The organism is Streptomyces sp. NPDC091271 (assembly GCF_044757505.1).
GTDB lineage: Bacteria > Actinomycetota > Actinomycetes > Streptomycetales > Streptomycetaceae > Streptomyces.
The window spans coordinates 494,570-519,203 of the sequence record NZ_JBIVVD010000005.1 but is presented as its reverse complement, the minus strand read 5'-3'; the positions used below and the strand labels follow the sequence as shown (position 1 = coordinate 519,203).

18 protein-coding genes, 1 tRNA gene and 1 pseudogene are annotated in these 24,634 nt (G+C 70.3%); 4 read left to right on the top strand and 16 right to left on the bottom strand.

From position 1 onward, the window contains the following. Positions 1 to 274: 274 nt before the first annotated feature. Positions 275 to 736 (bottom strand): holo-ACP synthase, encoded by a 462-nt coding sequence (acpS, locus tag ACIQM3_RS23505; RefSeq protein ID WP_401627228.1) that lies wholly within the window; start codon positions 734 to 736, stop codon positions 275 to 277. 102 nt (positions 737 to 838) lie between these two features. On the opposite strand from acpS, the pseudogene ACIQM3_RS23500 reads away from it, so the two are divergent. Beyond that, positions 839 to 1,916, top strand: a pseudogene (locus tag ACIQM3_RS23500) (branched-chain amino acid aminotransferase). A gap of 54 nt (positions 1,917 to 1,970) precedes the next feature. Here ACIQM3_RS23500 and ACIQM3_RS23495 read toward each other — a convergent pair. From ACIQM3_RS23495 to ACIQM3_RS23430, 14 genes are all read right to left on the bottom strand, one after another. Further along, positions 1,971 to 3,329, bottom strand: coding sequence for a S8 family serine peptidase (locus ACIQM3_RS23495; protein ID WP_401627227.1), 1,359 nt, complete (start codon positions 3,327 to 3,329; stop codon positions 1,971 to 1,973). A gap of 14 nt (positions 3,330 to 3,343) precedes the next feature. Further along, positions 3,344 to 4,927 (bottom strand): amino acid adenylation domain-containing protein, encoded by a 1,584-nt coding sequence (locus ACIQM3_RS23490; RefSeq protein WP_401627226.1) that lies wholly within the window; start codon positions 4,925 to 4,927, stop codon positions 3,344 to 3,346. Continuing rightward, positions 4,924 to 5,499, bottom strand: a complete 576-nt coding sequence (locus ACIQM3_RS23485; protein ID WP_401627224.1) for an RBBP9/YdeN family alpha/beta hydrolase — start codon at positions 5,497 to 5,499, stop codon at positions 4,924 to 4,926. The genes ACIQM3_RS23490 and ACIQM3_RS23485 overlap by 4 nt, the downstream gene beginning before the upstream one ends. A 49-nt stretch (positions 5,500 to 5,548) precedes the next feature. Next, on the bottom strand, positions 5,549 to 5,830 hold the full coding sequence (locus ACIQM3_RS23480) for a phosphopantetheine-binding protein (RefSeq protein WP_362928106.1): 282 nt from the start codon (positions 5,828 to 5,830) through the stop codon (positions 5,549 to 5,551). 7 nt (positions 5,831 to 5,837) lie between these two features. Beyond that, entirely contained in the window at positions 5,838 to 7,358 is a 1,521-nt protein-coding gene (locus tag ACIQM3_RS23475) for a coproporphyrinogen-III oxidase family protein (protein ID WP_401627222.1), read from the bottom strand. Positions 7,359 to 7,380: 22 nt separating this feature from the next. Further along, positions 7,381 to 7,674 carry a ferredoxin family protein gene (locus ACIQM3_RS23470; protein ID WP_401627220.1) on the bottom strand — a complete coding sequence of 98 codons (294 nt, stop codon included), beginning with the start codon at positions 7,672 to 7,674 and terminating at the stop codon, positions 7,381 to 7,383. Between the two features lie 73 nt (positions 7,675 to 7,747). Beyond that, positions 7,748 to 8,833: an aminotransferase class IV gene (locus ACIQM3_RS23465; RefSeq protein ID WP_401627218.1), complete on the bottom strand. Its 1,086-nt coding sequence runs from the start codon at positions 8,831 to 8,833 to the stop codon at positions 7,748 to 7,750. Beyond that, positions 8,830 to 10,080 (bottom strand): acetyl-CoA carboxylase biotin carboxylase subunit family protein, encoded by a 1,251-nt coding sequence (locus tag ACIQM3_RS23460; RefSeq protein WP_401627216.1) that lies wholly within the window; start codon positions 10,078 to 10,080, stop codon positions 8,830 to 8,832. The genes ACIQM3_RS23465 and ACIQM3_RS23460 overlap by 4 nt, the downstream gene beginning before the upstream one ends. Beyond that, entirely contained in the window at positions 10,074 to 11,216 is a 1,143-nt protein-coding gene (locus ACIQM3_RS23455) for a GNAT family N-acetyltransferase (protein ID WP_401627215.1), read from the bottom strand. Before ACIQM3_RS23455 ends, ACIQM3_RS23460 begins: the two co-directional genes overlap by 7 nt. Then, positions 11,201 to 12,442 (bottom strand): MFS transporter, encoded by a 1,242-nt coding sequence (locus ACIQM3_RS23450; RefSeq protein WP_401627213.1) that lies wholly within the window; start codon positions 12,440 to 12,442, stop codon positions 11,201 to 11,203. The genes ACIQM3_RS23455 and ACIQM3_RS23450 overlap by 16 nt, the downstream gene beginning before the upstream one ends. Continuing rightward, a complete protein-coding gene (locus tag ACIQM3_RS23445; protein WP_401627212.1) occupies positions 12,442 to 13,026 on the bottom strand; it encodes a bacilysin biosynthesis protein BacA in 585 nt (194 codons plus the stop codon). The genes ACIQM3_RS23450 and ACIQM3_RS23445 overlap by 1 nt, the downstream gene beginning before the upstream one ends. Next, complete coding sequence (locus ACIQM3_RS23440) at positions 13,023 to 14,144, bottom strand: branched-chain amino acid aminotransferase (protein ID WP_401627211.1); 1,122 nt, start codon at positions 14,142 to 14,144, stop codon at positions 13,023 to 13,025. Before ACIQM3_RS23440 ends, ACIQM3_RS23445 begins: the two co-directional genes overlap by 4 nt. Beyond that, the gene (locus tag ACIQM3_RS23435; protein ID WP_401627210.1) at positions 14,137 to 15,285 is read right to left on the bottom strand and encodes a DUF6421 family protein; all 1,149 of its coding nucleotides are present in this window, start codon (positions 15,283 to 15,285) and stop codon (positions 14,137 to 14,139) included. The genes ACIQM3_RS23440 and ACIQM3_RS23435 overlap by 8 nt, the downstream gene beginning before the upstream one ends. A 350-nt stretch (positions 15,286 to 15,635) precedes the next feature. After that, positions 15,636 to 15,720 (bottom strand) — tRNA-Leu (locus ACIQM3_RS23430). Positions 15,721 to 15,909: 189 nt separating this feature from the next. Between ACIQM3_RS23430 and ACIQM3_RS23425 the strand changes: the two genes are divergently transcribed. Continuing rightward, a complete protein-coding gene (locus ACIQM3_RS23425) occupies positions 15,910 to 17,247 on the top strand; it encodes a DUF2254 domain-containing protein (RefSeq protein ID WP_401627208.1) in 1,338 nt (445 codons plus the stop codon). Here ACIQM3_RS23425 and ACIQM3_RS23420 read toward each other — a convergent pair. After that, positions 17,232 to 18,098, bottom strand: coding sequence for a helix-turn-helix transcriptional regulator (locus tag ACIQM3_RS23420; RefSeq protein ID WP_401627206.1), 867 nt, complete (start codon positions 18,096 to 18,098; stop codon positions 17,232 to 17,234). The genes ACIQM3_RS23425 and ACIQM3_RS23420 overlap by 16 nt on opposite strands. A 127-nt stretch (positions 18,099 to 18,225) precedes the next feature. On the opposite strand from ACIQM3_RS23420, the gene ACIQM3_RS23415 reads away from it, so the two are divergent. Then, entirely contained in the window at positions 18,226 to 19,080 is an 855-nt protein-coding gene (locus ACIQM3_RS23415; RefSeq protein ID WP_401627204.1) for an NAD-dependent epimerase/dehydratase family protein, read from the top strand. Positions 19,081 to 19,218: 138 nt separating this feature from the next. Continuing rightward, on the top strand, positions 19,219 to 24,525 hold the full coding sequence (gene pulA / locus ACIQM3_RS23410) for a pullulanase-type alpha-1,6-glucosidase (protein WP_401627202.1): 5,307 nt from the start codon (positions 19,219 to 19,221) through the stop codon (positions 24,523 to 24,525). Positions 24,526 to 24,634: the final 109 nt, after the last annotated feature.

The window sequence follows — 24,634 nt, the reverse complement described above, 5'->3', positions numbered from 1 at the left end:
GCCGTGGAATCGATTACACGGATGATTGGAATCGATTACACGGCCGAAAGCAAGACCCTGAGGGTCGCCCGAGACCGGATCGTGATCCGGCTTGATCCGGACGAGAGGCCCTAAGGGCTGCCCCGTAATCCCTGGTGGATCAGCGCGCGGCGTCAGATGCGGTGCTTCGCTGGGCGGAGGGGCCTTCGCATGCTGGATGTATCCGGGCGTTCCGACAACGCGGCGAGGTGCCGTAGCTGTCGTCGTGCGCCCGCCAGGGACTACGGGACAGTTCTTAGCCCGGGAGGCCGGCCACGAAGGCGTGCGCCAGGCTCCGGCTGTGGGTGAGAGTGACCAGCCAGGACCGGACACCGGCCTTCTCGGCCAACGCCGCCGCTCGGCCCGTGAGTTGGAGGGCCGGGCTGCCGGACGGGGTGTGCAGCACCTCGATCTCGGTCAGGACCGAACCGGTGAGGCCCACACCCAGGGCCTTGAGTGCCGCCTCCTTGGCGGCGAACCGCACGGCATAGCGCTCGGCGGAGTCGTCGGGGATCTCGCAGTAGGCGCGCTCGGCGGGCGTGAAGACACGGGCGGCAAAGCGGGGCTGGCGGGCCAGTGTGGCCCGCATCTCGTCCACGTCGACCAGGTCGGTCCCCACGCACAGCACCGGCCTGCCGACGAGACCGGCGGCGGCCTCTCCCACCCGTCCGATGTCCTCGTTCCCGATGGCCGGGCCGCCCGCCATTTCAAGATCCATTTCTCTCGCTCCGCAAACTGATCGACCGCCAGGGTTCCGAACCGTCACTTCATGATGGGCCACACACCACGTTCCTGAACGACGACCGGGACAGTCTCCGCGATGAGTCTGCGGTTCACTGTTCAGCCCAACCCCGATCCGGCGAGCCCCGCCCGGCGCGCCGAGATCCTGGCGGACCCCGGGTTCGGCCGGTACTTCACCGGCCACATGGCCCGGGGGGGGGTGTGGACGAAGGAGCGTGGCTGGGACGACGCCGCTGTGGTTCCGTTCGCTCCGATCCCGATGCATCCGGCAGCGGCGGTCCTGCGTTACGCGCAGGAGATCTTCGAGGGGATGAAGGCCTACAGGCACTCCGACGGGTCCGTCCGGACTTTCCGTCCGGAGGCCAACGGTGAGCGGTTCGCCCGCGCCTGGCACTCCCCGCACTCCCGCAGTCCCTCTTCCTCGAGTCGGTCCGTGAGCTCGTCCGAGCGGACCGGGCGTGGGTGCCGGCCGAAGGTGAACAGGGCCTGTGTCTACGGCCGTTCATGTTCGCTTCGGAGCCCTTCCTGGGGGTGCGGCCCGCCGCCGAGGTGACGTACATGGTCATCGCCTCGCCGGTCGGCCCGTACTTCTCCGGCGGGGTGAAGCCGGTGTCGATCTGGTTGTCGACGGACTACACCCGTGCCGGGCGCGGCGGGACCGGCGCAGCCAAGTGCGGTGGCAACTACGCGGCGAGCCTGGCGCCGATGCTGGAAGCCTCCGAGCACGGCTGCCACCAGGTCTGCTTCCTCGACGCGACGGAGGGCCGCTACGTCGAGGAGCTGGGCGGCATGAACCTGTACCTCGTCACGCGCGACGGGCGTCTGATCACCCCGGAGCTCGGAACCATCCTGGAAGGTGTCACCCGCGCCTCGATCCTCGACCTCGCCAAGGAGATCGGGCTGGACTTGGAGGAACGCCCGGTGGAGATCACCGAATGGCAGGAGGGCGCGCGGACGGGAGCGATCCGGGAGGTGTTCGCCTGCGGCACCGGCGCCGCGGTGACTCCCATGGGCGGCTGGTGCGGAACGACGGTGAGGTGACCGCGCCGGACACGGGGGCCGAGGACTCGGTGACCACGCGTCTGCGCCGACGGCTGGTGGACATCCAGTTCGGCCGGGCGAACGACCCCCACGGGTGGATGCGGCGCCTCGTCTGACATCCCCCGGCGCTCGCGGTGCGACCGCCCGGCCGCTGTCGGCGGCCGGGCGGCTCAGACGGTGAGGAGGCCGTGGCCCACCGCAGGGTTCGGGCACACTCCGCCGCAGTCGTCCCCGGTGATGGAACGCCCTTGGGTCACCGGCAGGCAGGCGCTCACCAGGTCTTCCGTCCTGAGGGCCCGGCCCTGGCCGATCCCCTGCTGAACGGCGAGCGCCGCCACACCGGCCGCGTAGGCCGTCGCCCCCGACGTGCCGCTGGAGACCAGCCAGCCGTCGTCGGGAGCCGTTCCGTCGTAGCTGCTGTTACGCCGGTCGAACAGGCAGCCCGGCTGGGTCGGGAACACGATGTAGTCGCCGTTGGGCAGCATCCCGCAGGGGCCGCACACGTCCGGTACGGTCCGGCCGGGGAAGACCGCCGACCGGTAGCTGGAAGCGAGATCGGAGGCGCGCAGCTCCCCGCCGGGCCCCACGTGGACGCCGCCGACCGTGAGAGCCCCGGGCGTCGCCACCGACTGGAACATGGCGTCACGCCGGTCGGTGGAGCCGTTTCCTGCGGCGAACAGGACGGTGATCCCGCGCCGGACGGCGTTGGCCACCTCCAGATGGAGGTGGGGCTCCTCCCGCAGGGTCCCCCAGCTGCACGAGATGATGTCCGGCTCCAACTGCACCGCCCGCTGGAAGGCCGCGACCGGAAAGGAGAACGCCTCGCCCGCCATCTTGACCATGGTGAGCGACACTCCCGGAGCCACTGCCAGGAGCAGCGCCGACATCGCCGTACCGTGCCCTCGCTCGTCGCTCCGGGGGTCGAGCGGAGTCAGCGCCGGGACCACGGCCGTGGTGTAGCCGTGCGTCCGGTGGTGCGGGTGGTCGTACAGTCCGGTGTCCACCATCACCACCCGGACGCCGTCGCCCCGGATGCCGGACGCGTGCAGCCGGTCGGCACCGGCCAGCCGCGCGGCGTCCTCGGGCAGCCTCAGGTACCCGGCGGTCTGCGGCAGCGGCGGGACGGCGCTCGGCGCCAGCTCGAAGCCCGCGCGGGGCGCCCGGACCTCGGTGATCAGCTCGGGGTGCAGCCGGGACCGGAGCGTGCCCGTCGCGGACAGCTCGTAGCGGACCGACTCCCTGATGTACTTGTTGCGCACGGGCACCACCGGGCTGCCGAAGACCTCTTCGACCAGCCGGTTCTCACCGCTGACGGTGAGACCGGCGTCGGAGCGCGCCTCGACGGCCAGCCCTTCGCGGGTGAAGGCGTCGGCCAGCCGGTCGACCACGGCCGGCTCCGGGAGGAAGTCCTCCACGGGGTGGAGCAGGAGCCGCGCGGGGTCACCTCCCAGGCTGAGCCCCCTGGCGGAGCGGGGGACGACGGTCACCGTGCCGCGCCGCCCGAAGGAGGCGAGCTCGTCCTCCACCATGTGGTGACTTCCCTTCACTTGTTCGTGAGTTCCCGCAGGCGGTTGCGGTCGAGCTTGCCGGAAGCGGTCAGGTCGACGTCTTCGTCGGCCAGGAAGTCGATCCGGGCCGGGATCATGTAGGCGGGCAGCCGCAGGGCCAGTTCACGGCGCAGCTCCTCCTCGTCCGGGCCCGTGCCGTCCCGGCGGCCCAGGACGAACAGGCCGATCACCTTCCCTGCCACGGGGTGCTCGGCCGGAACCGCGCAGCAGTCCGTCACCCACTCCACGGCGAGTGCCGCCGCCTCCACCTCGGACAGGTGGACGAGGTTGCCGTTGACCTTCAGAGCGTCGTCGCGCCGGCCGAGGAACATGAGGGCGCCGTCGTCCCGGAGGCGGACGTAGTCACCGGACCGGTAGTAGCGGGCTCCGCCGGAGCCCGGAGGGCTGACGAGGGCGCGTTCGGTGCGTTCCGGGTCACCGCAGTAACCCGCCATCACCTGCGGTCCGCCGATGAGGAGTTCCCCGGTCTCGCCGTCGGGCACCGGCCGGAGGCCGTCGTCGACGACGAGGAGGTCGACGGACGGCAGGGGGCTTCCGATCGGCAGGAACTCCTCGTCGTGACCGGCGATGTCGTCGGTGAGGAAGAGCGTCGCACTGTGCGTCGTCTCGGTCGGCCCGTATCCGTGGACGTAGGTGAGTCCCGGCACCATGGCGGCGAACGCGCGCAGCACCGGAACGGGGCAGGACTCGCCACCGAACCAGAGCCGTCGCAGGGAGCTCAGATCCCGGCGGCCGGCATCGCTGAAACGGCCCACCAGCATACGGACCACGGAGGAGACGAGCAGGGTGTCGGTGATCCGCCACTCCTCGCAGGCCCGGGTGATCTGCGAGGGCACGCGCAGCCGGGGCAGCAGGTGGACGCTGCCCCCGACCAGGAAGGTCGACCAGAGGTCGACGACCGACGCGTCGAAGAAGAGCGGCGCCACATTGAGGAAACGCATGCCGTCGTCGAAGCCGACCACCCGCTGCACTCCTTCGAGGAGGGCGCACAGGGAGCGGTGGCTGATCACGACCCCCTTGGGCAGGCCGGTCGATCCCGAGGTGAAGACGACATAGGCGTGGTCCTCGGGGCTCCGGTCCGAGGCGTCCGTGGGGCGGACGTCGGTCTCGGCCGCGGGGTCCCACTGCTTCCCGCCGGGTTCCTCCGGAGGTTCCGCCCCGACGGTGAGGACCGTACCGGCGGGCGCGCCGTCGAGCAGGGCTCGGTGCCGGTGGTGGACCAGGGTGACGGTGGGCGCGCACATGCCGAGCAGCAGTGCGACCCTCGCCGAGGGCAGTGACTCGTCCACCGGCGCGTAGCGGGCGCCCAGCCGCAGGGCGGCCCACATGACCGCCACGGAGGCGGCGGACTTGTCCATGACCATGGCGACGGTCGTGCCCCTGCCGACCCCGTGCCGGGCGAGGAGGTCCGCCAGCGCCTGGGTCCGCCGTGCCAGGGTCCGGTAGGAGACCTGCTCCCCCGTGCTCAGGTCCACCACCGCCGTGGCGTCGCTCCCGCACCGGCGTTCCAGGATGCCGTCCGCCAGCCGCGGGACGGTGCCGTCCTCGAAGCCGTTCATCCTTCCTCCTGCCAGGTCGCGGGGTCCTCCAGCCGGCACCGGATGGCGTCCAGCAACTCCGGGAAGGTGTCCATCTGCTGGTCGTACGAGCCGAAGTGGCCCATGTCGTCCATCACCGTGAAGTCACTGCCGGTCAGACGGTGCAGCTCTTCGGCGACGTCAAAGGGGACCCAGGGGTCGTCCTTCGAGTGGAACTGTGCGATGAATCGCTGGTTGTGCCGGATCGCCTCCCAGTCCCACGGCCGGTCGAAGAACCCGCTGCGGCGCTCCAGTTCGAAGCCGCAGTCGTTGTGGTGGCCGGCCACGGCGAAGGTGCCGAGCAGCGGCGCCGTCTCCGCGTACCGGAAGGCGGTCAGCGCCCCGGACGAGTGCCCGACGATCACCGTGTTCCGGTCCGGGCGGATGACGTCCGTGAGGTACGGGAGCCAGTACCGCATGCGGCCCTTGATGGGGTCGGGGAAGGTCTCGGCCACGACCCGGTGGCCGAGGGCCTCCAGCTCCCGTCTGAGGTACGGGAACCAGATGCCCTCGACGCTCGCCCCGGCGTTTCCGTGGATCAGGACGATCCGCACGTCCGCTGGAGAACGGGAGCCGGCTTCCGCCGGTCCCGTCGTGGCGATCTCAGACAGTGGACACCTCGTCGTCCAGGAGCTCTTGGATCAGCTCGGACAGGGAGCCCAGGGACGCGAAGTTCTCCACCGTCAGCAGTTCCGGCTCGAGCTCGATGTCGTAGAACGTCTCGAAGGCCAGGGTGAGTTCGATCATCTGGGTCGAGTTCAGCGAGAGCCCGCCGTTGAAGAGCGGGGTGCTGGAGGTCAGGTCGACCTTCTGGTGCGGGAAGATCTGGGCGATGACCTCACGGAGGTCGTTCTCGATGTCCGCCTGGGTCTTGCGGTCGTTCACCCTCGGTTCAGCTCCTCTCGGGGGCGGCAGGCTTCTCGTCCTGCGTCTTGGGGCGGGTCTGCAGGAAGAGCGGGGTCCGCGGGATGTTCTGCTGGTCCTGGTGGAACGGGTTCCGCTTGTTCTTCAGCGAGAGGTACATGGTGCGGCGGGCCCTGGCCTTCTCCTCGTCGGAGTAGAAGAGGAAGGCGATGTTGCCCGCGTTCTCCCGGCCGGACTCGGTCAGGGTGAGCTCCTCGTCGGTCTCCACGGCGTAGCCGCCCTCGACCAGCCAGTCGACTTCCCGGCGGTACTTCTCGAAGTTGGCGACGTCCTCCTTGCGGACGCTGCCGAAGACCGGGAAGAAGACCATGACGCGGTTCTCGACCTCGTCGTCACTGCAGATCCGGCCCTGCTCGATGGGGAGGATCCCGGCCTCGACGTCACGCATCCACCGCTCGACGTCGGTGTGGTTCCGATAGCTCCGCTCGCCCATGTAGTTCTCGGCGGCGGGGCCGATGCCCAGCGTGTAGCTGGCGCGGTAGCCGTTGCCTCCGCAGGCGTGGTTCAGGCCGATCTCGCCCGGGTCGTCCAGGTGGGTGAAGAAGTTGATCAGGAGCTGCTTGTCGTAGCCGTACGACGCGAGCCCGTCCTTGATCTGCCGGTACTGAACCCGCTCGATGCTGCCCGAGGGCTTGACGTCGGCCACCTTGCCCGCGCGGATCTGCTGGTCGAGCCGCGTCCCCTCCCACTGGTTGAAGCGGTAGGTCTGGACGAAGCTGGGCCGAAGCTCGGCGCAGATGCCCTGCAGGTCCCGGGCGAGGACCTCGTCGTCCTGCCCCGGCAGGTTGTACATCAGGTCCAGCGCGAAGGTGCGGATGCCGGCCCGGCGGATGTTCTCGGCCGTCTGGTGCACCTGCTCGACGGTGGCCTTGATGGTCAGCTTCCGGCGGATCTCCTCGTCCAGGGTCTGCACACCGAACGAGATGCGGGTGATGCCCAGGGACTTGAGCATCTCGATGTACCCGTCCTTGGACAGGCCCAGCGGGCTGCCCTCCAGGGAGATTCCGTCGACCTCGCTGAGGTCGAACTCACGGTGCACGGCCTCCAGGATGTCGGCCATCGACTCCTGTTCCAGCGCGGAGGGTGTGCCACCGCCGAACTGGACGTACTTGATCTTCGTGCCCTGGAAGTACTTCGACCGGGCGTTACGCTCGATCTCCCGCACCATCGCCTTGACGAAACGCTTCTGCCGCTCGCCCTGGTACTTCGCCGCAGACTCCTTGAAGCACGCGCAGAAGTTGCAGAACGCCTCGCAGAAGGGGATGTGGAAGTAGAGCAGGATGTCGGTCTGCTCCGGGTGGGACTGACGGTCCAGGAAGGAGAAGTACTCCGCCTTCTTCGCCTCGTCGTCGAGGGCGTCCTGGAAGCCGCAGATCTTCGGGTAGAACCAGGTGACGTTGGTGCGCTTCTCCGGGCTCTCGAACTCGTCCTTCAGGTAGAAGTTCGAGTCCAGTCCGAGCATGAAGGGGTTTTCGACTTGGGTCGTCATGACGTCGGTTCCCGCTCTCTGGTCAGGAAGGCTGGCTTTCTGGCTGTCCCTTGGGACCACGGCTCTCGAGGAGGACCGGGTACTTTCCGCTCATCTCTCCGTTGATCTCGATCCACCGGAGCTTGTCCTCCGGCAGGTCGACGTCCGCCCAGATGGCCTCGGGCGGGCATTCGGCGACGCACGCGTTGCAGTCGATGCATTCCTCGGGGTCGATGTAGAGCATGTCGGGGCCCTCGTGGAAGCAGTCCACGGGACAGGCGTCCACACAGTCCGTGTACTTGCAGCCGATGCACTCGTCGGTGACGACATAGGCCATGTCAGCGGTACCTCCAGGCTTTTCTTCCAGGACGTTCTCGGCGCGGCTCTCACCACAGGAAATACGGGCGCCCTCAGGCATGGACCGGCGCGACCTCGGTCACCCGTCGCATCCACCCGAAGCGGTCGACCGCCTCACCCCGGTGGAGGCCCTGGAGCAGACCGCGGAAGCGCGTGGTGACGGGCCCCGCCGTGTCGGCGAGGCGGTACTCCTCCCCCTGGTGACCGAGTGAGGTCACCGGCGCCACCCCGGCCTCCGTCCCGGTGGCGAAGCACTCGGTGACGGTGCCGTCCGCGATGCCCTTGAGGATCTCCGCCAGCTCCACCGGCCGTTCCACGACCGCCGTCCCGGAGTCGCGCGCCAGCTTGACGATGGAGTCGCGTGTGATGCCGGGGAGGACGGAGCGGTCGAGCAGCGGTGTGGTCAGGGCCCCGTCGATCACGAAGAAGACGTTGAGGTTCCCGATCTGCTGGACGAGGCGGCCCTGCGGACCGTCGAGCCACAGCACGTGGTCGTAGCCGTAGTTGGCCGCGATCTCGCCCGGCACCACGCCCATCGCGAGGGTGCCGACGGCGTTGATGTCGCCGAAGCCTCCGGGCCAGGCGCGGACGTAGCCGTCGAGCGTCATCGCCCGTACCGCCTTCCCTCCCGCCTCGTCCTGGTCGGCCACGGATGCCAGTACGTAGAAGAGGCAGGCGTCCACGGGCCCCGCGGTCAGTCCCGTACCGTCGGCGGCCAGCACCGCGCGCAGGTTCAGGGCTCCGCCCGGCGCCTCGGGGAGCCACTCCTGGTCCAGTTGCACCAGGGCACGTACCGAGCTCCACACCCGGTCGAAGTCGACCTGGGGCAGGGCCAGTCGGCGGGCTCCGTTGTTGAGCCGCTTGATGTGGCTGTCGGGGCGGAACACGGAGACCGTCCCATCCGTCATCCGGTACGCCCTGAGCCCGTCCACCACGACCTGTCCGCCCTGCACGGCGGCGGCGGTGGGCCGCAGCGCCGGGATGGTGTCCCGGTCGGCGACGGTCAGTCCCTGCCAGCTGCGGCGCTTCCCGGAGCGCATGAAGAACGCGTGGTCGGTGAGGATCGTCCCGGTGGACGAGCCCGCCTCCGGCTTGGGACGGGGGGCGGCGGTCGGCGTAACGGTCAGTTCGTTGCTCATACGCGGGCAGCTTCCTCTTTCTTGAGATCACCGTTCTCGTTGTCGACCTCGATGTCGACCATGACGTCCTTGATGACCGAGGCGACCAGGTGCTCGACCCGGTCGAGGGTTCCCTCGAAGTGGACCCGGGCGACCCGGTTGCTGAAGATGTCGTCCGGGTCGAGAACCGCTCCCGGGTCCGCCTCAGGGACGAGACCCCTGAACTCGGGGGCCTCGGGGAACGGTTCGAAGCCGGTGAGCGTGCCGGCGTACGGGCCGGGCCGGCCGGTGGTGACGAAGGCGAGGCCCGCGCTGACCGGCGACGCCGGCGGTTCCGGGTGCCGCAGGCCTCGGGCGGCGTCCGCCGCCGCCGCGCACAGGTCCACCCCGGGGCCGTCCAGCACGAGTTCGGGGATGTTGTCGCCGGCCAGCCGGGCACCGACCTCGATCAGCACGGGCCCGCGTGCACGGTCGATCCGGGTCTCGATGTGGAACGGGCCGACCGACAGGTCGAACGCCGCCACGACGCTCTGCGCGAACCCCTCGAGGACCTCGCCGTACGGGGAGTGTGCCGGAGCGGTGGCGATGTGGCCCGTCTCGAAGAAGTAGGGCGGGTCCGAGACGAACTTGGTCGTGACACTGGCGACGTGCGGCCCGCCCGCGTCCACCCAGCCGTCGAGGGAGAATTCCGGTCCCTCGACGTACTCCTCGACGAGGGCGATCCGCCGGGGGCTGGGGTGGAACTTCACCTCCCCGGGGTGGTGCACGGACGCACAGGCCTGTTCGTACTCCTCCTGGTCACGGCAGAGACTCACCAGCAGGCTGCCCCCGCAGTCGACCGGCTTGACCACGACCGGGAACGGCAGCGGGCACGGCCCTGCGGCCTCCCGGGGGACGGCGACGGAGCGGGGGAACGCGATGCCCCGCTCGGCACACCGCCGCCGCATGACGTCCTTCTGCCGTACCGCTTCAGCCGCGTCCGCGCCGAGCGCCGGGAGCCCCAGCGACCTGGCCAGTTGCGCGCTCTCAGGCACCACGTACTCGAAGCCCGCGAGCACGCCGGTGGCCCGCCCCCCGGACTCCTCGACGCAGCGGAGCAGACCGGGTACACCCTGGTCGGGGTGCCAGTCCACGACGGTGGCGGCCGCGGTGACCTCCGGGGGCAGCAGCTCGGGGTACTGGGTGGGGACCAGACAGGGAACCCCGGACCGCACCACCCTGGAGACGAGACGCGCGCCCGCGGAAAGGGGCTGTACGACGATCAGCACGAGATGACCTCCGATGGTCCGCCTGCGAGGAAACGCTCATCGTCCCCGAGGAAGCTCCAGTCGGGTGCGGGCGTGGGAAGGTCCTGCTCCGAGCGGGACATCAACAGCGTTCGACGGGCGCGCAGTTCGGCGCCCCGCAGTGACTTCGCCCGGTAGGAGGTGACCCCCAGGTGGACCGCGTCGAGGCCTCGTTCCAGGGCGATCCTCAGCGGCTCGTACACGGTCGCTTCGAAGTACTCGCCGCTGGTGCCGTGGCCGGCCCGGTAGTCGCAGCCGAACACCCGCATGTGCAGCGTCCGGCCATGGATGATCCCCAGCGCGAAGGCGGCCGGGCGTTCCTGCTTGTCCAGCACCTCGGTGATCACCACGTCGTCGCCGGAGCCGATACTCAGACAGCGACGGAGGTAGCGGACCGCGCCCTCCTCGCTCAGCTCCTCGCCGTGCCGGACCTGCACCTGGACGACGAGAGGCGCGTACCTCTCCAGGGGGACCGACTCGGCGGGGAGGGTCCGGGTCCGGTAGCCGCCCGCCGCCAGCCGCTTCAGGTCGCGCCGGACCAGCGAGCGCCGCGAGGCCGGCAGGGCGGCGACGTGCGCGTCGAAGGTCGCGCCGCGCGGGCGGACCACAGCGGTCGGCAGGCAGGGCGTGGTGACCGTGGCGAACCCGGGCAGGCCCCCGAGCTCACGGGCCTCCTCGTCCGGCAGGTACCACCAGGACACGTGCCGGGCCCCGTACTCCTCGGCACGATCCAGGAGCCGGGTGCAGAGGGTGGTCATGAGCCGGGACCGGTCGGCGCCCGACAGGCCGGGGCGCAGCAGCACCCGGTTGTCGTACCCGGTGCGGGAACCGGCCAGCATCTGGATGTCCGGGGTCCGCCCCAGCAGTGTGGTCTCGTTGTAGAGGGGGTTGCTGTCGCCGCCGGGAGCCATGTGGAAGGGGACGAGCGCGGCGGTCCGGCCGGTCTCCTCGTCGTGCCCGACCAGATAGGCCGTGCTGAATCCGCGGTCGCCCTCCTGGGAGACCGTCCAGCGTCGAGAGGTGTAGAAACCGCCCTCGTCGAGCCAGGACTCGTCGGTGCCGGAGGCGTCGAGCCGCGACTGCTCGCTCACCACGAAGGGGGTCAGCCGGTGGTCCATGCCTCGTCCCGCCTCTCGATCGAGTAGTTCCCCTTGATGAGGATCCAGGTGGCCGCCACGCTCAGCACGGCGACGAGAGTGGCCGCCGTCGGAGCGTCGGTGAAGAGCAGCAGGAGCGCGGCGAGGCCCGACCCGACGGGGATGGCGCCGAAGGCGAACGTGCGGTAGACGGCGTTGACGCGGCCCAGCATCCCTGTGGGCGATACGATCTGACGTCGCGTCAGGGCGTGCACGTTGTAGTAGGCGATGGCGGCGCCGTACACGAACATGCCCGCCATGAAGGCCGCGACGCCCCAGGCGCCCAGACGGAGCGACCAGAGAGCGGCGAGCAGCGCGGCCTGTGACAGGAGCAGGGCCCACACCCAGGACCGGCCGGCGTCACCGCCTCCGTATCTGGATGTGGCTCTGGCGCCGATCACACTGCCGATGCCCGCGGCGCTGAAGCCGAAGCCGAGGAACGCGACGGAGTGGTCCGCCTCCTGCACCACAGCGATGAACAGCACGCTCAGAGCGACCTGTTCAGCCAGGTTGAACAGGGATCCGGATGCCACCAGGCGGCGCAGCGGGTCGGACGCGGCGACGGCGGTGAACCCGGCGCGAATGGTCGCGTTCTCCTTGCGGGCCCGGTGCCGGGAAGGCTTCGGACGCATCCGCAGCGCCGCTCCGCCCACCAGGTAGGAGACGGCGTCCAGTGCGACGGCGAGCAGCGGGCCGAGACCGGAGACGACGAGGCCGCCCACGGCCGGCCCCGCGGTCTGCGAGACCGCGTTGACCGATGCCAGCTGTCCGTTGGCCCGTGTCAGCTCCGGGGAGTCGACGGTGTCCGGGACGTAGGCGAGCAGGGAGGTGTCGAACAGTGCGGTGAAGGCGCCCAGCAGTACGGCGGCCGCGAAGAGCGTCCCGTAGTTCAGCAACTCCGCCGCGGACATCGTCACCACGAGGAGCAGGACGACGGCGCGCGCGAAGTGGGACATGTACAGCAGAGGGGCCCGGTCCCGCATGTCGGCCAGTTTCCCGGCGTAGGGCGTGACGACGAGGACGGGGACGAACTGCGCCCCGCTCAGCAGAGCGATCTGCGACGGGGACGCGCCCAGGCCCGCCGCGGCGAGCACGGGCAGCGCGACGAGGGTGAACTGCGAGCCCGCCGAGGACACGGCTTCGCTCACCATGAGGGCCCGGAACGCCCCGGGCATGCGTCGGCCGGACGGCGGGGCGGTGCTCCGCATCACACCGCCCCGGGCGGGGGGCCCTCGACGGCCTTGCCCGAGTGCAGTGTGAAGACCATGGGCACCGGCCCGAAGTTCTCGACGACCCGCAGCCCCTCGGCGTGAGCTGCCGCGTCGGTGGTGACGCAGGCGTCGAACTCCCCTGCGGCGCAGAGGGCGGCCGCGCGGGAGTTGCTGCTCGTGAGGGAGACGTCACCTCTGCCTGTGACCAGACAGCTGGGGGCGGGGTGGGTGACGATCGTGGTGACCGTCCCCTGGTCCGGCCGGCTGGCCAGGACCATGTCGTGGGTGTCGAGGATGAAGCTGTCCACCATCTCCAGGCGGTGCAGATTGCCGAAGACGAGGTCGTGCAGGCGAGGGTAGACGGCGCACGCGAGGATGGCCTCGGTGCCGTCGAAGTTCATGGCGTCGAGCCCGTCCTCCACCTCGGCGTGGAGGACGACCGTGCCGGTGACCCGCCGGCCGGCGAACCAGTGGTGGGCCGCCTTCTCCAGGTTCGTCCCGGTGGGGCCGAGTGTGTGGATCCGGGTGACTCCCGACAGTGTGTGGTCGAGGTCGGCTGTCGCTCCCGAGCGGTGGTTCATGTGTGCCGCCCTCCGCTCTCGTCTGTGTGGGTGGTGGTGGCGGCTCCGGTGACACGGAACAGCCACCCGTGTTTGTCGGGTGTACGTCCCTGCTGTATGTCGAGCAGGGCGCCCCGGAGACGTTCGGTGACCGGGCCCTCGCCGCCGGTGCCGATGGTCATGTCCTCGCCGCCGGTGCCGATGCGGCTCACGGCGATGACCACGCCGGCCGTCCCGCAGGCGAACATCTCGGTCAGGCGGCCGGAGCGGATTCCTTCGCGTACGTCGTCGATCGCGGTGCGCTCCTCGGTGACGGGCAGGCCCAGGTCCCCCGCCAGCGTGAGGAGCGAGTCACGTGTGAGACCACGGACGATCGTCCCCTCGCAAGGAGGCGTGGTCAGGCGCGTGCCGTGCTCGTCGCGCCAGACGAGGAAGACGTTCATGGTGCTGAGTTCCTCGACCCACCGGCGCTCCAGTCCGTCGAGCCACAGGACCTCGTCGTAGCCCGCCGCCTGGGCCCGCGTTCGTGTGTAGAGGCTCGCGGCGTAGTTGCCGGCGCACTTCGACTCACCTGTGCCGCCGCGCACGGCCCGTACCTCCTCCGTCGCGGTGGTGACCGCGAGCGGATGGAAGCCGGAGCCGAAGCAGGGGTCGGCGGGGTAGGCCAGGAAGACGCAACGGTAGTTCCGCGACGGCCGCAGACCCAGCTCGGCCTCGGTGGCGAGCAGCAACGGCCGGATGTACAGGCTCTGCCCGTACCCGCCCGGCACCCAGTGCTCGACAGTGGCGACCAGGCGGGCGCAGGCCTGGGTGAAGAGGTCGGCGGGCATCTCGGCCATGGCCAGCCGTTCGGCTGAGCGTCCGAGCCTGTCGCCGTGGTCGTCCGGGCGGAACAGGGACACCGACCCGTCCTGGCCGCGGAACGCCTTCAGTCCTTCGAAGACGGCCAGTCCGTAGTGGAGGCCGAGGGTCCTCGGGTCCATCGGGGACGCGCCGTACGGCTCGACGGTGGGGCCGGACCAGCCGGCGTCCGCGTCCCACTCCACTACGGCCATATGGCTCGTGGGGTAGCGGCAGAAGCCCGGCTCCCGGCGTATTCGATCCAACTCGTCCCTGCTGGACCCTGGTTCGTCAGACATGGACCTCGGCACCCCAGAGACTGAGTGGTGCCAGGGGGCCACCGTACCGGTAGGGCTTGGCCTCGGGACGGCGCAGCAGCTTCTCGTAGAGGAAGTCGACGGCCGCCTTCCGGTAGGCGTCGTCCTCCGCGATCGTCTCGATCTCCTCGATCAGGCCGATGAGTTCGCGGACACTCGCCACGATCTCCGCTTTCGGGGCCAGCGTGCGCCGGCCCCGGCCGTCGTCGGTGAACAGTCCGTGCTCGGCCAGCCAGGTACCCAGCGCGAACCCGGTGCCCGCGTCGAAGTTGCGCAGCGGATCAGGCTGCGCCGGGTAGCGGAAGAGTCGTTCCAGCAGGATGTACTCGAAGACGACCGGTCCGAACGGCACTTCTTCCTCGAAGCAGGCGATCGCCGACTTCATGTCGACCTTGAGCTCCTCGAGGAGCCCGGGACGCCAGGTCGTCTTCAACGCCAGGTGCTGGTCGAGGGGGCGGGGGCCGGTGTGGTGGAAGTAGTCGTGCAGGTAACCCCAGATGCACCGGGCCTGGTACACGTCCTCCGGGTCGACCTCCGCGGAGACCAGCCGCGACTCACCGGCGAACGGCGATCCGGGACCGCACAGCCGGCTCGTGATCGCCAGGGTGTCGGCGTAGATGTCCACATGCCGGCTGAAGAAGAACCATGCGAAGTTCTGCTGCGTGCAGGGCGTGGCCGTCGGAATGTTCTCGGGAAAGAACACCACGCAGTTCCCCTCCCGCAGTCCTCGCGAGGCGGACAGCAGGCGGGTGGACTGGAACATCGCCTTCGGATGCGGATACGCGGCCTGGAGATACGGAGTGCAGTCGGGGTCCTGCCGGACGACGGAGAACGCTTCGAGCTTGACCTCGCGGCGATCGCTGTTGGGGAGGATCACGGGCCCGACGAACGCGGCCGCCTCACCGTCCAGCGGAGCGGGCACGGCGTCCCGCGTGGCGTCGAAATCCGGTACGCCGGTACACCCGGACTCCTGCCAGGCCCTCAAGTCCCGCACCGTTGCGGCGAGCTGACGGTCGGGCATGAGGCCGGCCACTCCTTCGACCGCCGCGATCACATCAGCCAGCGCTCGTTCCGCGCCTACGTCCTGCTGGGCGTCCCTGAAGCGGTCAACAGCAGGGACCACATGTCGTTCGAAGTTCAGAATTCCGGCAACACTACGCGGATCCACTCCACCCCCCACAGTGACGATCCTCCCCCGAAGTCGCGGACCCCACTTATCATTTCCGCAACAAACGACCGATCGCCCGGGAGGCTAACAGCCAACTCTCGCCCGCACAATGGGTGTTCGATCTCCGAACGCGCGGCCCCGGCATGCGCCGGACGGGGGGGGAAGCCTGCACTCCGTCGGCCGGCCCGGGCACGACCTCGGGGCGACCTCGGACAGCGGAGCGAAACGACGAACGCCCGCTCCGGCCGAAGGCCGGAAACGGGCGCCGATGCCGTCCGCGCAAGAACCGCGCGGTACGGAATATGTGTCCGAGGGGGGACTTGAACCCCCACGCCCGATAAAGGGCACTAGCACCTCAAGCTAGCGCGTCTGCCATTCCGCCACCCGGACAAGGTGTCTGTCGTCCCGGGGTCCTCCCCGTGGCGACAAAGAAAACAATACCAGGGGTTTGGGGTGCCTCTCACCTGCGTTTTAGGTGGTCAGTGCGGTGCGGGCGTGCCCAGGCGCTCCTGGCGTCCCGCTGCGCACACTCCGTGGCGCGCCGTGTACACGGCGTGCTGTCGGGCTACCTTCGCGGGCATGAGTGGCAAGAGCGGCCCGAGTGGCACGAGCACATCCGTCCCGCGGCCGCCCCGCGCCCTGGCCTCGCTGCGGGAGCGGCTGCGGGACACCTTCTGGTGCGCGCCGGCCGCCGGGCTCGTGGGCGCCTTCGCGCTGTGGCTGGCCCTCTCCGAGCTGGACACGCGCATCGTCGCGTATCTCAAGGAGGAGGGGGCCTACGAGGAGCTCGGGGACCTCCTCACGTTCGCCGGGGACGCGCGGACGATCGTCACCACGGTCAGCGCCGCGATGATGACGTTCATCGGTGTCGTGTTCAGCATCTCGCTGGTGGCGGTGCAGATGGCGAGCGGGCAGCTCACCCCGCGCGTCGTCCGGATCTTCGTACGGAGCAGGATCAGCAAGCTCACGCTGACGGTGTTCCTCGCGACCTTCGCGTTCTCGCTCCTGGTGCTGACCTCGTACGAGGGTGGGGCCGAGCCCGATCCCCACCGGGTGACGTCGGCGCCCCTGCTCCAGAGCCTGCTGACGCTCGGGCTGGTCGGACTGAGTCTGCTGCTGTTCGTCGCCTACGTCTCCTCCACCCTGCGGCTGATGCAGGTCGGGCCGGTCCTCGACCACATCGCCGGCGAGTCGCTGCGTGCGCTCGCACGGCAGCCGGAAGGGGCGGGGGACGAGCCTTCGCTGGGGCCCGTCACCGCGCACGTGGCGCACCGGGAGCGGGCGGGGGTGCTCAGGGGCGTGGCGGTGGCACGGCTGGTGCGGGCCGCGCGTCGGCACGGGGTCGTGCTGCGGCTGGTGCCCCGGACCGGGGATTTCCTGGTGCCGGGCACGCCGGTGCTGGCCGTGCACGGCGGGGCGGCGCCGCCCCGGCGCTCCCTGAGGCACACGGTCTCGGTCGGCGTCGAGCGCACCCTGTTCCAGGATCCCGCGTTCGGTCTGCGGCAGCTGTCCGACATCGCGCTGCGTGCCCTGTCGTCCTCCGTGAACGATCCGACCACCGCGGTGCAGTGCCTGGACCGCATCGTGCAGTACCTCGCCGTCGCCGTCCGTCTGCCGCTCACCCCGCTGCACCACCGGGACCGGCGGGGCGACGTGCGGCTCGTCCAGCAGGTGCCGGGGTGGACGGACCTCGTGGATCTCGCGTTCGAGGAGATCCGGTGGTGCGCCGCCTCGAGCCCTCAGGTCACGCGGCGGCTGCTGGCCGGGCTCGATGATCTGCTGCTGCTCGCCTCCGAGGAGCGGAAGGAAGCGCTGCTCAGGCACCGCGTACTCCTCGTGGAAGCGGTGGAGCGCGCGGTTCCCGAGGCGGCCGGACGGGCGTTCGCCCTGCGCCCGGACCGTCAGGGGATCGGGTGACGGGGCGGCGGCTGCTCCTGCGGGCCGGGGCTCAGGTCCTGGAGACCGATGACCCGCAGGAGTTCGAGGCGCTCGTACGTCGGGGTGCCCGGCCGCGCGGAGTGCACGACGAGCTGCTGACTGTGGCCGTCGCTGAGCAGCACGTCGCAGTCGAGGTCGAGGAGGCCGACCACGGGGTGCAGGAACCGCTTCGGCGACGGGCGGCGCGCCAGGACGTCGTGCGACTTCCAGAGTGTTTCGAACTCCTCCGACGCGGCCCGGAGTTCGGCCACGAGTGCGGCCGGGCCCGGGTCGTCGGGGCGGGCCCCGACGACCGCCCGCAGGCTCGCCGCGTGCGCACGGGCGTGCAGCTCGTGGTACTCGGGCGGGGACAGCTCCCGTGCACCCGGCACCGTGAACCAGCGACGGATCAGATTGGTCCCGGTGTGATCACCACCGGCCAGGGCCACCGCCATGGTGTTCTGCGCGAGCACCTCGCCCCAGTCGCTCACCACCATCGCCGGGAGGTCGTGGAGCCGGTCCAGGATCAGCAGCAGCCCCGGGCGGACATGGTCGGAGGAGCCGCCCGGCCGGGGCGGCTCGTCGCCCGCCAGGTGGAACAGGTGGTCGCGCTCCGTGTCCGTGAGCCGCAGGGCGCGGGCGAGGGCGGTGAGCAGCTGCCGAGACGGGTGGGAGCCGCGGCGCTGCTCCAGCCGCGTGTAGTAGTCCGTGGACATCCCGGCGAGCTGCGCCACCTCCTCGCGGCGCAGGCCCGGGGTGCGGCGCCGCGGGCCCGCGGCGAGGCCCACGTCGCCCGGGGTCAGGCGGGCACGGGCGCGGCGGAGGAAGTCGGCGAGTTCGGTTCGGTCCACCACTTCAGGATCCCTCGGATCCGGACCCGTATCCAGGGAGTGCCGCTCCCTGGACAGACGCGTCTCTCCCGCCGTCTCCGCGGCTCCCCCACGGTGGGGACATGGCTACGAAAACGAGGAGGCGGCCATGCTGACGTTGGTGACAGGAGCGACGGGCCAGGTCGGGCGACGGTTCGTGCCGCGGCTGCTGCAGAGCGCGGCGGCCGGCGACGAGGTGCGGGTCCTGGTGCGCGACGCGACCCGTGGCGAGCGGTTCGCCGAGCTGGGCGCGCAGGTGCTGGTCGGCGATCTGCGCGACGCGGAGGTGCTCGGCGAGGCGACGGCCGGGGTGGACGCGGTGGTGAACGTCGCCGCCGCGTTCCGCGGGGTGCCGGACGAGGAGGCGCGGGCGGTGAACCGTGATGCGGCCATCGAGCTCGGCCGGGCCGCGGTGGCCTCCGGAGTGCGGCGGTTCGTGCAGGTCAGCACCGGGCTGGCGTACGGCGCGGGGCGGGGCAGGGCGCTGGTGGAGAGCGATGAGACGGTGCCCGGCACCCACCTGTGGGGCGCCTACCCGGAGTCCAAGTGGGAGGCGGAGCAGGCCCTCGGATCCATGGAGGGGCTGAACGACCTCCGCATCGGACGTCTGCCGTTCGTGTACGGCGACGGGGATCCGCATCTCACCGACGTGATGAAGTGGGCGCCGAAGTGGCCCGCCATGCAGCGCCTGCACATGGGGCACCACGTGGACGTGGCACAAGGCCTGCGGCGGCTGCTGTACGCGCCCGGGGCGCACGGCGTCTACAACATCGCCGACGACGCCCCGGTCACGATGGTCGACCTCTTCCAGTTCCATGGCCTGCCGGTGCCGCGGGAGGCGCTCGACATGGACGTCCCGGACCCCTGGCACGGCGTGATGTCGACGACCCGCATCCGTCACGAGCTGGGCTATCGCCCGCTGATCCCGTCGGTGTGGTCGGCGCGGGAGGCGGGCGTGCTGTAGCGGGCTCGGCCGCTGGGTGGTGGGGCCCCCCCCCCCGGCCCCCCCCCCCCCCCCCGGGGGGGGGGGGGGGGGGGGGGGGGGCGCCCCCCCCCCCCACCGCTCCACACCGCCCGATCCCCGAAAGAGGAGTACCCGCCCGTGTCCCGAACCACCCTCAGGCGGGGAGCCGTCGCCGCACTGTGCGCGGCGCTGCTGCCCGTCGTGCCGGCGGCCTCCGCGTCCGCCGCGCCCAGACCGCCTTCCCCGCCCTCGGACGCGAAACTCGCCGCGGAACCGGCCAGGAACGACCTGACTCGCGAGCAGTTCTACTTCGTGCTGCCGGACCGTTTCGCCAACGGCGACACCTCCAACGACCGGGGAGGCCTGACCGGCTCGCGGCTGGAGACCGGCTACGACCCCACGGACAAGGGCTTCTACCAGGGCGGCGACCTCAAGGGCCTCACCCAGCGGCTCGACTACATCAAGGGGCTCGGCACCACCGCCATCTGGCTCGCCCCGATCTTCAAGAACCGGCCCGTCCAGGGCACCGGGGACAACGCGTCAGCCGGCTACCACGGTTACTGGATCACCGACTTCACCCAGGTCGACCCGCACTTCGGGACCAACGCCGACCTCACGAAGCTGATCGACAAGGCCCACGCCAAGGGCATGAAGGTCTTCTTCGACGTCATCACCAACCACACGGCCGACACCGTCGACTACGCCGAGAAGGAGTACGGCTACAAGCCCAAGGGCGCCTTCCCGTACCTCGACGAGACCGGCCGCCCCTTCGACGACACCCAGGGTGTCGAGGAGGTGGACGCCGACTCCTTCCCGTACACCCCGCAGAACACGGGGAAGAAGGTCCCGGCCTGGCTCAACGACACCACGATGTACCACAACAGGGGCGACTCGACCTACGCCGGCGAGTCCACCGAGTACGGCGACTTCTCCGGCCTCGACGACCTGTGGACCGAACGCCCCGAAGTCGTCTCCGGCATGGAGAAGATCTACGAGAAGTGGGTCCGCGACTTCGACATCGACGGCTTCCGCATCGACACCGTCAAGCACGTCGACCTCGACTTCTGGACCCAGTGGGCGACCGCCCTCGACGACTACGCGGCGAAGCGCGGCCGCGACGACTTCTTCATGTTCGGCGAGGTCTACTCCGCCGACACCGCGATCACCTCGCCCTACGTGACCCGGGGCAGGCTCGACGCCACGCTCGACTTCCCCTTCCAGGAAGCGGCCCGGCAGTACGCGTCCCAGGGCGCCCCGGCCTCCAAGCTCGCCTCGGTCTACGGTGACGACTACCGCTACACCACCGACAAGGCCAACGCCTACGAGCAGGTCACCTTCCTCGGCAACCACGACATGGGCCGCATCGGCACCTTCCTGAAGCAGGACAACCCGAAGGCCGACGACGCCGAGCTCCTGGACCGCGCCCGGCTGGCCAACGAGCTGATGTTCCTCGGCCGCGGCAACCCGGTGATCTACTACGGCGACGAACAGGGCTACACCGGAGCGGGCGGCGACAAGGACGCCCGCCAGACGATGTTCGCCTCGAAGACCGCCGACTACCTCGACGACGACCAGCTGGGCACCGACCGTACGCACGCCTCCGACGCGTACGACACGACCCACCCGCTCTACCGCTCCACAGCCGCCCTGTCGAAGCTCACCGCGGAGCACCCGGCGCTGCGCGACGGCGTGCAGACCGAGCGCTATGCCAAGGACTCCGTCTACGCCTTCTCGCGCACGGACACCAAGCGCCCGTACGAATACGTCGTCGCCGCCAACAACTCCGCCGAGGCGAGGACCGTCGAGCTGTCCACCGAGTCGGCCGGCATGAACTTCCGTACGCTGTACGGCGGTTCCGGCGTCGTCCGCAGCGGCACCGACAAGACGGTCGAGGTCACCGTGCCCGCGCTGTCCAGCGTCGTGCTCCGCGCCGACAAGCAGCTCGGCACCCCCGCCACCAAGCCGTCCGTCACCCTGAAGGCCCCGGCAGCCGGAGCCACCGGCACCGTCGAGATCAGCGCCGACGTGGACGGCGGAGACCTGAACCGCGTCGTGTTCGCCGCGCAGACCGGCAACGGCAAGTGGGTCACCCTCGGCTCCGCCGACCACGCACCGTACAAGGTCACCCAGCACCTGGACGAGTCGGTGAAGGCCGGGACCGCGCTGCGCTACAAGGCCGTGGTCGTCGACCGCGCCGGACGCACCGCGAGCGCCCTGGCCTCCACCACCGCCGGCCAGGCACCGCCCACCCCGAAGCCCGTCGCCGTCGAACGCGACCACGCCGTCGTCCACTACAAGCGCGCCGACGGGGACTACGAGGGCTGGCAGCTGAAGTCCGGCGACAGGAGCGCCGACTTCATCGGCCGGGACGCCTACGGAGCCTTCGCCTGGATCGACCTCGACGAGGGCGCCTCCTCGGTCCCGTACACGGTCGAGAAGGACGGCACCACCGACGGCCCCGAACGCACCGTCGACCTCGCCAGGACCGGCCAGGTCTGGATCGAGCAGGGCAAGGACGAGCAGGCCACCGAGGCTCCCGAGGCCCCGGCGCAGGACACCTCCAAGGCCGTCCTGCACTACCACCGCGCCGACGGCGACTACGACGGCTGGGGCCTGCACACCTGGACCGGTGCCGCCGCCCCCACGGACTGGGCCAAGCCGCTGCAGCCCGTGAAGACCGACGCCTACGGCGTCACCTTCGAGGTGCCGCTCACCGAGGGTGCCACCTCGCTCAGCTACATCCTCCACAAGGGCGACGAGAAGGACCTCCCGAGCGACCAGTCCCTCGACATCGCCTCGTACGGCCACGAGGTCTGGATGCTCGGCGGGAAGTCCGGCTACCTGCTGCCGCAGGCCGGCGGGGTGCCGACACCCGATCTCACCAAGGCCGAGGCCCAGTGGATCGACGCGGGCACCGTCGTCTGGAAGGTGAAGGCCACCGACGCCACCAGCCAGCAGCTCGTGTACGCGAAGAACGGCGGCATCTCCGTCGTCGACGGCGCCCTCTCCGACGAGGGGCAGTGGCTCCGGCTCGACGCCACCGAACTCACCGACGCCCAGAAGGCGAAGTACCCGCACCTCAAGGACTATCCGGCGTTCACCGTCGACACCCGTGACCGGGACAGGGTCCGCGAGTCCCTGCGCGGTCAGCTGATCGCTTCCCAGCGCGCCGCCAACGGCGCTCTGCTCGCCGCCACCGGCGTACAGACCGCGGGCGTACTGGACGCGCTGTACGGGAAGGCCGCGAGCGGCGCCGCCCTCGGCCCCGTCTTCCGCAAGAGCGGCCCGACGCTCTCCGTCTGGGCACCCACCGCCCGCACCGTCTCGCTCGAACTCGACGGGAAGAGCGTCCCGATGCGGCGCGACGACCGCACCGGCGTCTGGTCGGTGACCGGGAAGAAGAGCTGGGAAGGCAAGCCCTACCGCTACGCCGTCCAGGTCTGGGCACCCACCGCCCTGAAGATGGTCACCAACAAGGTGACCGACCCCTACTCCACCGCCCTGACCACCGACTCCGCCCGCAGCCTCGTCGTCGACCTCGACGACCCGAAACTCGCCCCGCGCGGCTGGTCCGGCCTGAAGAAGCCCGCCGCCGTCCCGATGCGCGACGCCCAGATCCAGGAGCTGCACGTCCGCGACTTCTCGGTCACGGACACCACGTCGAAACACCCCGGCGAGTACCTCGCCTTCACCGACACCCGCTCCGACGGCATGAGGCACCTCAAGGAGCTCGCGGACTCCGGCACCAGCTACGTCCACCTGCTGCCCGCCTTCGACATCGGGACGATCCCCGAGAAGAAGTCCGACCAGCAGCAGCCCGCCTGTGACGTGTCCGTCTACGCCCCCGACTCCGAGGAGCAGCAGGCCTGCGTCACGAAGGCCGCCGCGAAGGACGCCTTCAACTGGGGCTACGACCCGCTGCACTACACGGTCCCCGAGGGCAGTTACGCCTCCGACCCCGACGGTACGAAGCGCACGGTCGAGTTCCGGCAGATGGTCCAGGGGCTCAACGGCGCCGGACTGCGGACCGTCATGGACGTCGTCTACAACCACACCGTCGCCTCCGGCCAGGACGACAAGTCCGTCCTGGACAGGATCGTGCCCGGCTACTACCAGCGGCTCCTGGAGGACGGCACCGTCGCCACCTCGACCTGCTGCGCCAACACCGCGCCCGAGAACACCATGATGGGCAAGCTCGTCGTGGACTCGATCGTCACCTGGGCCAAGGAGTACAAGGTCGACGGCTTCCGCTTCGACCTGATGGGACACCACCCCAAGGAGAACATCCTCGCGGTCCGCGAGGCCCTCGACGAGCTGACCGTCGCCGAGGACGGCGTCGACGGGAAGAAGATCATCCTGTACGGCGAGGGCTGGAACTTCGGTGAGATCGCCGACGACGCCCGCTTCGTCCAGGCCACCCAGAAGAACATGGCCGGCACCGGCATCGCCACCTTCTCCGACCGGTCCCGCGACGCCGTGCGCGGCGGTGGCCCCTTCGACGAGGACCCCGGCGTCCAGGGCTTCGCCTCCGGCCTCTACACCGACCCCAACACCTCGCCCGCCAACGGCACCGAGGCCGAACAGAAGGCCCGGCTGCTCCACTACCAGGACCTGATCAAGGTGGGCCTCACCGGCAACCTCGCCGACTACACCTTCACCGACACCCAGGGCCGTACGGTCAAGGGCTCGGCCGTCGACTACAACGGCGCCCCCGCCGGATACGCGGCGGCACCCGGCGACGCGCTCGCCTACGCCGACGCCCACGACAACGAAACCCTCTACGACGCCCTCGCCTTCAAGCTCCCGGCGGACACCTCCGCCGCCGACCGGGCCCGCATGCAGGTCGTGGCGATGGCGACCGCCGTGCTCTCGCAGGGACCGGCGCTCTCCCAGGCCGGCACCGACCTGCTGCGCTCCAAGTCGCTGGACCGCAACTCCTACGACAGCGGCGACTGGTTCAACGCGCTGCACTGGGACTGCCGCAAGGGCAACGGCTTCGGACGGGGGCTGCCGCCCGCCGCCGACAACAAGGACAAGTGGTCCTACGGCAAGCCGTTGCTGACCAACCCGGCGCTCACCCCCGGCTGCGCGCAGATCACCGGCGCCTCCGCCGCGTACCAGGACCTGCTCACCATCCGCACCACGGAGAAGGACTTCGGCCTCGCCACCGCGGAACAGGTGCAGTCCACCCTGTCCTTCCCGCTCTCCGGCAAGGAGGAGACCCCCGGCGTGATCACGATGCGCCTGGGCGACCTGGTCGTCGTCATGAACGCCACCCCCGGTACGCAGAGCCAGGACGTCCCCGGGCTCGCCGGGAAGGCGTACGCCCTGCACCCCGTCCAGGCGGCGGGCGCGGACGCCGCCGTCAAGAAGTCCTCGTACGGGAAGAGGACGGGCAGCTTCACCGTCCCGGGACGCACGGTCGCCGTCTTCGCCCAGCGCTGACGCCCTCACCGGCGGCCGGCCCCGGCTCCCGCCTCGTTGGCGGAAGCCGGGGCCGGCCGTTCCTGTGCTCCCTTGTGCGGGCGGCGGGATCACGCGAAGCTGATGCCGT